This window comes from Pseudomonas sp. YL2, from assembly GCF_023063025.1.
Lineage (GTDB): Bacteria > Pseudomonadota > Gammaproteobacteria > Pseudomonadales > Pseudomonadaceae > Aquipseudomonas > Aquipseudomonas putida_A.
Genome location: NZ_JAJSLU010000029.1, coordinates 25,358 through 37,043, shown reverse-complemented (window position 1 = coordinate 37,043; position 11,686 = coordinate 25,358). Strand labels below are relative to the sequence as shown.

Annotated in this window: 9 protein-coding genes; 2 read left to right on the top strand and 7 right to left on the bottom strand. The window is 60.4% G+C overall.

Annotated features, from left to right (window positions below):
• Positions 1 to 140 precede the first annotated feature (140 nt).
• The 4 genes from hldE to msbA form a co-directional block, all read right to left on the bottom strand.
• Positions 141 to 1,562 (bottom strand): bifunctional D-glycero-beta-D-manno-heptose-7-phosphate kinase/D-glycero-beta-D-manno-heptose 1-phosphate adenylyltransferase HldE, encoded by a 1,422-nt coding sequence (gene hldE / locus LVD08_RS27275; protein WP_103368225.1) that lies wholly within the window; start codon positions 1,560 to 1,562, stop codon positions 141 to 143.
• A 102-nt stretch (positions 1,563 to 1,664) separates the two neighbouring features.
• Entirely contained in the window at positions 1,665 to 2,276 is a 612-nt protein-coding gene (cysC, locus tag LVD08_RS27270; RefSeq protein WP_247269715.1) for an adenylyl-sulfate kinase, read from the bottom strand.
• Entirely contained in the window at positions 2,269 to 2,973 is a 705-nt protein-coding gene (locus LVD08_RS27265; protein ID WP_247269714.1) for a sulfotransferase family 2 domain-containing protein, read from the bottom strand. Before LVD08_RS27265 ends, cysC begins: the two co-directional genes overlap by 8 nt.
• A gap of 171 nt (positions 2,974 to 3,144) precedes the next feature.
• Entirely contained in the window at positions 3,145 to 4,947 is a 1,803-nt protein-coding gene (msbA, locus tag LVD08_RS27260; protein WP_027611379.1) for a lipid A export permease/ATP-binding protein MsbA, read from the bottom strand.
• 153 nt (positions 4,948 to 5,100) lie between these two features.
• Between msbA and LVD08_RS27255 the strand changes: the two genes are divergently transcribed.
• Both LVD08_RS27255 and LVD08_RS27250 read left to right on the top strand, forming a co-directional pair.
• The gene (locus LVD08_RS27255; RefSeq protein WP_247269713.1) at positions 5,101 to 6,963 is read left to right on the top strand and encodes a bifunctional O-antigen ligase/aminoglycoside phosphotransferase family protein; all 1,863 of its coding nucleotides are present in this window, start codon (positions 5,101 to 5,103) and stop codon (positions 6,961 to 6,963) included.
• Positions 6,963 to 8,180, top strand: a complete 1,218-nt coding sequence (locus LVD08_RS27250; RefSeq protein WP_247269712.1) for an acyltransferase family protein — start codon at positions 6,963 to 6,965, stop codon at positions 8,178 to 8,180. The genes LVD08_RS27255 and LVD08_RS27250 overlap by 1 nt, the downstream gene beginning before the upstream one ends.
• An 18-nt stretch (positions 8,181 to 8,198) precedes the next feature.
• Here the strand turns inward: LVD08_RS27250 and LVD08_RS27245 are convergent, their stop codons facing one another.
• The 3 genes from LVD08_RS27245 to LVD08_RS27235 are packed head-to-tail and all read right to left on the bottom strand — an operon-like array spanning position 8,199 to position 11,685.
• Positions 8,199 to 9,083: a glycosyltransferase gene (locus LVD08_RS27245; RefSeq protein ID WP_027611376.1), complete on the bottom strand. Its 885-nt coding sequence runs from the start codon at positions 9,081 to 9,083 to the stop codon at positions 8,199 to 8,201.
• Between the two features lie 14 nt (positions 9,084 to 9,097).
• Positions 9,098 to 10,252, bottom strand: a complete 1,155-nt coding sequence (locus LVD08_RS27240; RefSeq protein WP_247269711.1) for a glycosyltransferase family 4 protein — start codon at positions 10,250 to 10,252, stop codon at positions 9,098 to 9,100.
• On the bottom strand, positions 10,249 to 11,685 hold the full coding sequence (locus LVD08_RS27235) for a PIG-L family deacetylase (RefSeq protein WP_247269710.1): 1,437 nt from the start codon (positions 11,683 to 11,685) through the stop codon (positions 10,249 to 10,251). The genes LVD08_RS27240 and LVD08_RS27235 overlap by 4 nt, the downstream gene beginning before the upstream one ends.
• Position 11,686: the final 1 nt, after the last annotated feature.

The following is an 11,686-nucleotide window of genomic DNA, read 5'->3' as shown; positions in this document are numbered from 1 at the left end:
ACCCGATATCCCATGATGCTTCCTTAAATCGCCGCTCCTACATCATGGTCTAAAAAAATTCGACCACAACACGGCAGCTCCTACAGGGAAACGCATTCCAATGTAGGCGCTGTCGCAGGCGGCGATCTTTTTAGCTTGAATCAGTTACCGCGGATTTTCTCCACGATCGCCGTCGTCGAGCTGTTTTCCACCAGACCCAGCACTTTCACCGTGCCGCCGTAAGCCTTGACGATATCGGCACCAACAACCTGGTCGATACCGTAATCACCGCCCTTGACCAGCACATCCGGCTTGACCTCGCGCAGCAGGTTTTCCGGGGTGCCTTCGGGGAAGCTGATCACCCAGTCCACCGCGCCGAGGCCGGCGAGTACCGCCATGCGTCGGTCGACACTGTTGATCGGACGACCCGGCCCTTTCAGGCGGCTGACCGAGGCGTCATCGTTGATTGCCACGATCAGCCGGTCGCCCTGGGCGCGCGCTTGCTCGAGGTAGGTCACATGACCGGCATGCAGAATGTCGAAGCAGCCGTTGGTGAAGACGATGCGCTCGTTGTGCGCTCGGGCATCGGCCACTGCCAGCACCAGCTGTTCCAGACCTAGCACCCCACGCTCCGAACCTTCTTCACGCTGAATCGCGCGGCGCAGTTCCGGGGCGCTGATCGCCGCAGTACCGAGTTTGCCGACCACGATGCCCGCCGCCAGATTGGCCAGCGCCACCGCGTGCGGCAGCTCTTCACCGGCAGCGATCGCCGCCGCCAGGGTGGAAATCACCGTGTCGCCGGCACCGGTCACATCGAACACTTCACGGGCACGGGCCGGCAAGTGCAGCGCCGGATGCTCCGGGCGCAGCAAGGTCATGCCGTGTTCACCACGGGTGACCAGCAGCGCGCCGAGTTCGAGATCGTGCATCAGGGCCGCGCCCTTGCTCACCAGCTCGTGCTCATCGGCGCACCCGCCAACGATGGCTTCGAATTCGCTGAGGTTCGGCGTGATCAGGCTCGCACCACGGTAGATCGAAAAATCCTTGCCCTTGGGATCGGCCAGCACCGGAATGCCTTTGGCCCGGGCCGCCTGAATCAAGGCCTGATGGTTCTTCAGCGCGCCTTTGCCGTAGTCCGACAGCACCAGCACCTTGATGCCTTCGAGCAGATCATCGACCTGCGAGGCCAGGGCCAGCGCATCGGTGGCAAACGGTTCTTCGAAGTCGATACGCAGCAACTGCTGGTGCCGGCTCATGACCCGCAGTTTGACGATGGTCGGCTGGTGCGCGATGCGCTGGAACAGCGCGCGTACGCCCGCACCCTTGAGACTGTTGCTCAGGCTGTCGGCGGCTTCGTCGTCGCCGGTCACACCGACCAGCGACGCCGGCGCACCCAGCGCGGCAATGTTCAAGGCAACGTTGGCAGCACCGCCCGGGCGGTCTTCGATTTGCTCGACTTTTACGACCGGTACCGGTGCCTCAGGGGAAATCCGTGAGGTTCCACCATGCCAGTAACGGTCGAGCATGACATCGCCGACCACCAAGACTGGGGCTTGATCGAATCGCGGCATGGACAACTTCATGGAGCAACCCACATACAAAATGAACAGGGGCGCGATATTAACACAGGGTTGGCGCAGGCTTGCGTGCAGCCTGCAACAGGATGAAACAGTCCGTTACTTTGCTTATTTTTTGAGCACCAGTGCCGCCAGTTGTCCACAGGCTTCGGACAATTCCAGCGCCTCGGTGTCGATTTGCCACTCGGCTGCCAATGGCGCTTCGTAAGGACTGTCCACGCCCGTAAAGTGCGTGATCCGCCCTTCCCGTACGGCCTGATACAAACCTTTCGGATCGCGACGGGCGCAGACTTCGAGCGAAGTGCTGACGTGGACTTCAATGAACTCATCCTGGGCAAACAGCCTGCGCGCGGCGTCGCGTTCGGCGCGGAACGGCGAAATGGCCGCAACGATCACAATCAGCCCGGCGTCGACCATCAACCGCGCCACCTCGGCCATACGCCGGATGTTTTCCCGGCGGCAGAGATCGCTCATGCCCAGGTCGCGGCACAGGCCATTGCGCACATTGTCGCCATCGAGCAAAAACGTGTGCAAACCCGACGCATGCAGGTGCAGTTCGAGGGCATTGGCCAGGGTTGACTTGCCGGCGCCGGAAAATCCGGTCAACCACAGGCAGCGTGGGTGTTGTGCCTTGAGCGCTGCCCGGGCCAGGTGCGAGAGCGCCAGACCGTAAGGCCGAATGGCGAGCTTCTGTAGCGGAAGTGACAGGGACTCATTCATACCCGAGCAACTCGTAATCACGCTGATAAACCCGACGTACCAGACGCCGGGTGCGCACCGAACAGAACTCCCGCGCCGGCATCGATTGCCGTTCCCGCGAGCCGTTGACGTGAGGCAACTCGCCAGTCAGCCCCAACTGTTCGCAAACCAGACTAAAATCCCGCGTCAGGTGTTCCTGATAACCGATGAAGTCCAGCGCCAGATGCCCCAGCGAGTCCGTCAGAAAGTCGGTCTGCGCGGCAAAGTGCAATTGCCGGGCAATCGTTTCCGGATGCAGCCAGCGCGCGACAAAAGCGTCGAAATCCCGGTACTGCCGCACCAGCCGTTGCGCCATATGGTCACGCGCGCTCAACTCGTTGCCACGCAAAAAGGCGTAGGCCGAATAGGCACGTTCCAGCGGGTCGCGAACAAAAGCGAACTTGAAGGCGTTGGCGAACTGCTCGGGAAACTGCTCTTCATACCAATACAGCGGCAAGTGCCCGGGTCGCCAGCCGTCGAACAGCGCCGTGCAAACGCTGCTGCCGGCGCATTTCGGAACATGGATAAACAGGCAGGAGCGCTGCTGGAAGGCCTGAGGAAACGTCAGGTTGGCCGACATCGACTTGTTCACCACCTGCCGATCGACCACCGACAGGCGCCCGAGCAGAAAAGCCCGCTGTGGCTTGGGCAGCAGTTTCCAGAGATAGCGTTGCAGCATGAAAGCACCCGCGCGACGGGGATGGCCCCCTCGATGGAAGTCAGAGTTCGTTGAGGAACCTTAACAAGCGCGGTGCCCGGATTTATTCCGGTTTGGTCAAGAAGGGTAAAGGTCTGGATACAAACGACGGTGGGAGCGAGCAGGCTCGCTCCCACAGGACAGGGCCTGGAATCAGGCGATATCTTCGGCCGGGGCATCGAGGCCCATGGCGTTGAGGCGCGCGTAGTAACCATTTTGCGCCAACAACTGGTCGTGGGTGCCGCGCTCGACGATGCGCCCCTGATCCATGACCAGAATCAGGTCGGCCTTCTCGATGGTCGACAGACGGTGAGCGATTACCAGCGTGGTACGCCCCTTCATCACCTGATCCAGTGCCGCCTGAATGTGCCGTTCGGACTCAGTGTCGAGTGCCGAGGTGGCCTCGTCGAGAATCAGCAGCGGTGCATTCTTCAGCAACGCACGGGCAATCGCCAGACGCTGGCGCTGGCCACCGGAAAGCAAGACGCCGTTCTCGCCGACCTGAGTGTCCAGGCCTTGCGGCAACTGCGAAATGAAGTCCATCGCGTAGGCATCACGCGCGGCTTTTTCAATGTCTTCACGCGGCGCACCGGCCAGATCGCCATAAGCGATGTTGTTGGCCACGGTGTCGCTGAACAAAGTGACGTGCTGAGTCACCTGAGCGATGTGACGACGCAGGTTGAGCAGTTTGTACTGTTCGACTTCCACATCGTCGATGAGGATTTCGCCCTTGTCGTGGTGATAGAAACGCGGAATCAGGTTGGCCAGCGTCGACTTGCCGCTGCCCGAACGCCCGACCAGTGCGACCATCTGCCCCGGCTGGACCGAGAAGCTGATGTCGTCCAGCACCTGGCGTTCGGTGCCAGGGTAGGTGAAGCTGAGGTTGCGCACGTCCAGACGGCCACTCACCGCATCGCGCTCGACGGTGCCGGTATCGACTTCCGGCTCGACATCCAGTTGCTCGAAAATGCTCTCGGCACCGGCCACGCCTTTCTGAATGGTCGAGCTGACTTCGGACAATTGACGGATCGGCTTGGGCAGCAGGCCCGCCAGCGTGATGTAGGCGACCATGTCACCGGCCGAGGCGTCACCGCGCAGGTACAGCACCAGGAACATCAGCACGGCCATGGCGGTGTAGATCACCAGTTGCAGCATCGGCGTGTAGATCGCACCCGTGCGAGTCATGCGCAGTTGCTTGTCGGTGTTGCCCTGGCTGGCATCGAGGAAGCGCTTTTCTTCATAGGCCTCGCCGCCGAAGCTGCGAACCACGCGATAACCCTGGATGGTTTCCGAGGCCACATGCGTGACATCGCCCATCGCCAGCTGGATCTTCTTGCTCTGCTTGCGGAATTTTTTGCTGGCGGTGCGCACCATTACGGCGATCAGCGGCAGGATCGCCACCATCACCAGCGTCAGCTTCCAGTTCATGAACAACAGCGAGGCAAACAGGAAGATCACCGTCATGCCTTCACGGATTACGACCTTGATCGCATCTGTTGCCGCCCCCGTGACCATCGTCACGTTGAAGGTGATACGCGAAATCAGATGACCGGAGTTATGCTTGTCGAAATAGCGGTTAGGCAGCACCAACAGGTTGTTGAACAACTGCACACGCAAGTCATGCACCAGCCCCAGGGAAACCTTGGCCAGGAAATAGTTGCCCAGATAGGAGCCCAGCCCCTGCCACGCGGCGATCAGGATGATCAGCAGCGGTACGGCCTGCAACAGTTGCAGGTCACGCAGGTAGGGCACGGAGGGAAACAGCACCGCTTCAGGGTTGGACAGGCCATCGACAAAGTACTTGAGGATGTAGCCAAGCATCGGTTGCGTCGAGGCGAAAATCAGAAAGCCGACGATGCTGATCAGGAACAGACTGATGTACGGCCGGACATAGCCGAGCAGGCGGAAGTAGATTTTCAAGCTCGATGGGCTTGCGGCGGGACTGGAATCGGTCATATCACGCGAAAGTCGATAAAAAGGACGCTGACTTTAGCACAGCTTCTTCAGGGTTCTGGCAATCGGCGAAAGGCTGTTATTGTTATGCACCTCTTCTGCATCAAATAGCCATCACTCGAATGGTCGATCAACCTCAGGAATGAATCTCACAGCATGCAACTTCGCGGCTTCAGCAGTACGTCCAATCGGATTTTCGATTTCATTAGCCTGTGGATTCTTCCCACCGGTTATTTCCTGCTCCTGTGCGCGCTGTTCTTCTTGCCGGGTCGAAGTCTGCATCACAAGTTGTTCTATGGCCTGTTCAGCATTCCGACACTGATCGCGCTGTGCCTGCGCCCGCGCGAACTCAAGGAGCTGCTGCGCGAGCCGATTTTCATCGCGGCCCTGCTGTTCGCCGCCTGGGCGTTGCTCAGCCTCGCCTGGGGGCCGGGCGGGGAGCCGCTCGGCGGAATGTTCAAGCCGCCACTGCATACCTTGCTGCTGTTTGCCGGCTGCTACCTGCTGGTGCGCTACCGCAGCGACATCCTGCAACCCTTGCTGTTCGGCGCCGCGTTGGTCGCGCTGATTGCCACGACCATTTTCCTGTTCATGTTCGCCCGGGTTTATGAGCCGGGCATGCGCCTGATCGGCGGAGGTGCCTTCGATAACCCGTTGCTCAGCTCGCACCTGTTCGGCTTCTTCAGTGCCTACTGGCTGAGCGTGACCATGACCTGCAAACGTCGCCAGATGATGTGGCTCAGCTTGCCGGCGATGGCAATCATGTTCATGGCCGTGATCGGCACCGGTTCCCGGACGCCGTTGGTGGCACTGACCATGGCGGCGCTGTGGCTGTGTTTCATCTGCTGGAACAAGCGCTCGGTGGGGTTACTGATCGCGCTGGTCCTGAGCGGCGTAGCAGTCATTACGCAGTTTTCGCAGATGATCACCGAACGTGGCGACTCCTATCGTCTGGAAATCTGGCAGAAGGTACTGCACATGATTGCCGATCATCCATGGATCGGTCATGGCTACAGCGCCAGCCTTGCCGTAGACCCCGGTAACGGCATCAGCTTTCAGGAGCCGCACAGCTTTATCCTGGGTGTGCTGTATTACGTCGGCATCATCGGCTTGCTGCCCTGGCTGTTCTTCCTGCTGTGGGGCCTGCTGAGCAGTTGGCGCCAGCGTGTGCAGCCACTGCTGATCATAGCCTCGACCTGGCTGGTATTCGGTATCGGCGCCGGGCTGACCGAAGGCGGCGGGATCATTTCGCGGCCCAAGGAGCACTGGTTCCTGTTGTGGATTCCGCTGGCACTGATCGCGGCACTGAGCATCAATCAACGCGCGCGGCGCCTGTTGACCCAGCCGGTGCAAAAGCTTGCGACCGCTGACCTGGAGCACATGAGCAGCACGGCCCAGATCATTGAAGAAGATGGCCTCGGCCCGAAAGTCCTGCGCCTGACCGACGGCAGTTTCCTCAAGCTGTTCCGCCGTCGCCGCTGGTACACCTCCGGCAGCTTCAATCCCTACTCCGAACGTTTCGCGGTCAACAGCGAACAACTGCGTAAGATGGGCATCCCGACCCCGCAAATATTGAATCTGTACCGTCTCGACGATGGCAGCAGCGCTGTGCATTACGCGCCGTTGCCGGGGCACACGCTGCGTCAGGTGCTGCAGAGCATTACCGCTCCTGCGGTGCGCCAGGCGCTGGTGGAGCGCTTTGGCAAATTCATGGCGCAACTGCACGAGAAAGGCGTTTATTTCCGCTCGCTGCACCTGGGCAACGTACTGGTACTGGAAGACGGCGAGTTCGGCTTGATCGATCTGGCCGACCTGCGCATCTACCCTACCCCGCTCAGTCTTTCCCTGCGCCAACGCAATTTGCGTCATATGCAACGTTACACTGTCGACAAACGCTGGCTGTTCGAGGATCACCTCGATGCGTTGCTCCAGGGGTACGCCATGACGGCGTCTAAATCCGCGGTTGAAAATCTGCACAGGCAAGTGCTGGCCGGCAACACCCCGGCTCGGGTTCATTGATGATCGAAACCAATCCGCTTATCGCGCTGGCAGCCTATCTGCTGGCCATCGTCACTTCCGCCCTGCTGTTGCGTGCGGTGCCGAAAATCGCTCGGCACCTGCAGCATTCCGGCGAAAGTCGATATCCCAGCATCGACGGCCTGCGTGGCTATCTGGCGTTTGGTGTGTTCGTGCACCACTCGGTCATTACCTGGATCTTCTTGCGCACCGGGGTGATCGACTTTCCGCCGAGCAACTTCTATTCGATGCTGGGTCAAGGCAGCGTCGCGCTGTTCTTCATGATCACCGGTTTTCTGTTCTGGAGCCGCCTGCTCGCGCAGGGACGCAACCATGACTGGCTGGCCTTCGGCGTGTCACGGGTATTTCGCCTGTATCCGCTTTATCTGCCGCTGATGCTGCTGGTGTTCGTCTCGATCTTCCACTTGCAGGACTGGCAAATGAAGGAGCCTGGCCTGGAGCTGTTCAAGCAGATCCTCGCCTGGCTGACGTTCGACCGCCCGGACATCAACCAGTACCGCCACTCCGGCATGCTGATATCCAACGTCACCTGGACGCTGGCCTATGAGGTGTTTTTCTACATGGCGCTGCCATTGGCCGGGCTGGTGTTCATCTACCGCGGCAGCTGGTTGCAGGTGGTGCTGTGCCTGATCGGCATCTACACGCTGTACCAGGTCATCGGCTGGGAACATTCGCTGAAGAAACACTTTCTGGCGAGCTTCCTCGGTGGCATCGCCGCCGCCTACTGGATTCGCCGACCGGCGCTCGTGGCATGGAGCCAGTCACGACTGGCAAGCATCATCGCCGTGCTCGCGCTGGTGATTGCGTTCACCGCGTTCAGTCGTGCATTCAAGACTGCACCGCTGTTTCTGCTGGGACTGTTTTTCGTGATCGTGGCGTCCGGCAATAATCTGTTCGGCGCGCTGAAACCACGCAGCATTCGCTGGCTCGGCGAAATCAGCTACAGCACCTATCTGCTGCACGGGTTCGTTCTATGGCTGATGGTGCAACGGCTGCCGCTATTGCTGAATATCGATGCGCGGGAAACGGCGGTGTACCTGCCCCTGGTGGCCGTCTGCACCTGCTTGCTGATTCTGATCAGCAGCGCGACGTTCCTCTATATCGAGCAGCCGGGCATGGCTGCCGGCAAGAAGGTTGTGCATTGGCTGCGCCAGCGTCAGAAGGGCGAAAAGCGCTTGCCGGAGAAGGTCGCCCGCTGAGCGCGAGCGACCGCTGCCTCAGTCCTTTTCCAGCGGGGAAAAGAGTAAACGCCCCAGTCCGCGCCAGGTCTTCTTGTTCCAGGCCTTGAACGGGATCTGCGCCAGCAACTCCCTTGCCAGCTTGCGATTGCGGTTGGCGGTCTTGAGGAACATCGAGTTCAGCGCCTTGAAGCGCACTTCATCGTACAGCGGATGATCGCTGAACAGCGCATAGGTGCGCAGGATGTTCTCGATCATGAAGCGATGATTCTTGTACGAGTTGGTGGCGTGCTTGCGGTAGCGCGCCATCACCACGTTCAAACCGTCGATGAAGTAGCCAGCCCGGGTCACCTTGAGCTCAATGTACAGGTCTTCAAGACGAATCGTCGGATCGAACCCTCCCACCTTTTCCAGCGCCTCACGACGGATCATCAACGTCGGTGCCGGTGGATACGGCTTGCGTTCAAGAAACATGTCGTCGAAATCGAGGCGACGAAACGGCACGTCGCGGCGCTGACGTTTCTCTGGATACAGGCTGCCGTCGGCGTGCATCAGCTCGATATTGCCGGCACAGATCCCGACTTCAGGCTTGCCGTCCATGTACGCCACCTGGGTGGCAATACGTTCGGGGTACATGATGTCGTCGGAGCCGAACGGCACAATCAGGCTGCCCTTCGAACGGGCGATAGCGCCGTTGAGGGTATTGGTCAGGCCCTGATTCTGCTGCACACGGAAATCGAAGCCGTACTGCGCCTGCAACGCGCTGATGCGCTCGACGCTGTCGTCCTTCGAACCGTCATCGACCACCAGCAACTCGATGTTCTTGTAGCTCTGGTTGAGGACACTGAGGATGCTTTCCTCAATGTACGGGCCGTGGTTGTACGAGGCGATGATCACGGTGACGAGGGCGTTGGCTTCGCTCATGACTTGTTCTTCGCTCACGGCTGCTCCTTGCGGGCCTGCTCCAGGCCGGAATCGATCAGGTCCAGATATTCCTGACGGAACACCTCGATGTCGTGTTGTTCCTGCAGATAACGGTAGGCCTGTTCGCCCTTGGCCTTGAGCTCGTCGTCCGACAGCGCCAGATAGTTATCCAGCGCGGCGACCAGACTCGGCACGTCCTTGGGCGTGATCGCCAGACCACCGGCACCTTCGATCAGCGGCAACATTGCCGGCACGTTCGAAGCGATCACCGGCAAATGGCCGCTCATGCCTTCGAGCAAGGCCAGGCCCAGGCCTTCGGCCAGCGACGGCATGGTCCAGATGTCGAACGCACGCACGTATTGCAGAGCGTTTTCCTTGAAGCCCAGCAGGTGCGCGCGACCGCTCAGGCCCAGTTGCTCGATCTCGGCCGCCAGCGGTGCCTGCAGGCGCCCGGCACCGATGATCGCCAACTGGGTGTTCGGGTATTTGTCCTTCAATGCGGCAAAGGCTTGCAGCAGATAGGTGTGGCCCTTGACCGACACCAGCCGCCCCAGTGCGCCGATCAAACGCACATTCGGATCGAGGCCCAACAACTCGCGAGCTTTTTCGCGGCTGTGCTGCAAGCCCTCGGCCTGCTCGATGTCGATGGCATTGGTGATGGCGTAGGTGTTCTGGTCGGTGAAGCCGCAATCGCAATCGAGCAGGTACTGTTTGACCGCTGGCGACACACCGACGAAGCGCCAGTGCCGATCAATCAGACGCTGGGTCTGACGACGCCGGTAAAAGCGATCGTACTCGCCGAAACCGTGGGAGATACCAATGCACAGCGGCACCTTCAACCAGCGGTTGAGCGCCAGCATCATGTTCACCGGTTTGAAGCGGTTGCAGATCACCACGTCGAACTTTTCCCGGCGGCAGAACTTGTACAACTGCCACATCGCCCGCAGGCGCATGCCCTTGAGCGACTTGTCGGAAAACTCGAAGTACACCGAATGGTCGGCCCGGCTTACCGGCTCGCCCGGCCCCGGTTTGCCGCGCAGGAAAGCCGCGGTGATCTCATAGCGATCGCTCGGCAGCGCCTTGACGATCTGCTCGGCGAGGTCGGCAAAGTCATGGGCTTTGACGTTGTAGTCGGGTTGCACCTGCAACACCTTGAACCGTTGACTCATGACTCTCCCCGCTGGACGCCTGTCTCACCGTGCTTCAGTAGCCAGAACAACTCCTGGCGCCTGACTGCTTTTCGAAAAAATTCGTTTTCGCCGTACACCGACCCAGCCCGCCCGGCGAGCACACGCTGGATAACCCGGCGCAGGCGACGCTTGAACGGTGCCGGCGGCTGCAGGTCATGCATCATGCCCAGCGCCATGGCCTTGTCCCGTTGCAACTCGATGGACAGCGGCAGGCACAGCGGCTGCATCGGCACCGCCGAATCGAAGGACGGCGGCAAGGCAATGCCCTGCCCGGTGTTGCCCATCGGCCAGCGGTCGTTGTCGTGCAAGTGGTTGGCGTAACCGAGCAGCGTCGGCTGCCAGTCGAGGCCTTGGAGCGCCTGCAAAACCGCTTGCTGGGCGCAGATATGGTCAGGGTGCGGATCGAGGGTCGGATGCGGCAGCACGATCACGTCAGGACGCGCGCGCAACAGCACTTCACGCAAGTCGGCCAGCAGGTTGTTCCAAGTCGGCGCGCCGTCGGCATCGCCCGGCAGAGTGAACGGATTCAACTGACGAAACAGGCGCGTGTCGTTCAGGTCGGCTTCGCGCGAGCCCACCGCCTGATTCGGCGCAGCCTGCATCGCCGCCAGTTGCAGGCAAAAGTAACCGAGTTGCACGCAGTGTTCCTGCGGCACACCGGCCCAACGCGGCACGGCGAGGCTGTCCCAGGCACGCAGACGGCCCTTGAGCCGCGCGGCCTCGACCTTGCTCATGCCCATCTGCTGATAATGTTCGGCTTCGATCTCGCCAGCGGTCAGGGTGACGATCCAGGCTTCGTCGGCCTGGCTGTACAAGCCATAGGCGGCCAGCTCGGCATCGTCGGCGTGCGGGGCGATCACCATCACCCGCTGACGGCGATAGTCCGGTTGCTCCAGTGCCCACAGCACCGGCTCGCCGGAGACCCGGCAGAAGCGCCCGCGCAAGCGCAACTGGCCTTGCGCCAGAGCTTGCGCCTGACCGCTCAGATTCAGATAACGCAGGCCATTGACCCCGCGCTCGAAGGTTTGCGAATCCGGATGCGTCCCGCCGAGCAGTTCGACGCGCGGATCAAAGAACCGTCCCAGCCAGGTGCTTTTAACCTTTACCGCGAGGATCAACGTCGCTTCGTCGACCAGCATCACGCCTTCATCCAGACGCAATTGCTCGCCGCTCAAATGCACCTTCGGCTGCGGTGTAAACGGCGGAAAGCTGTACTGGTAATCGTCTTTCGGCGAATAGAACAGGTGATCGGCAAACCACGCTTCATGGGCGACCCAGCCAACCACCGCGAGCACCAGCGGCAACCACCACGCGACCAGCACACCGAGCGCGATCAACACGATCAGGGCGATCAGCAAGGTAATGCGTTTATTGCGACGATGACGCTTGAGCAGTTGCTGTTTGCGGCTCATG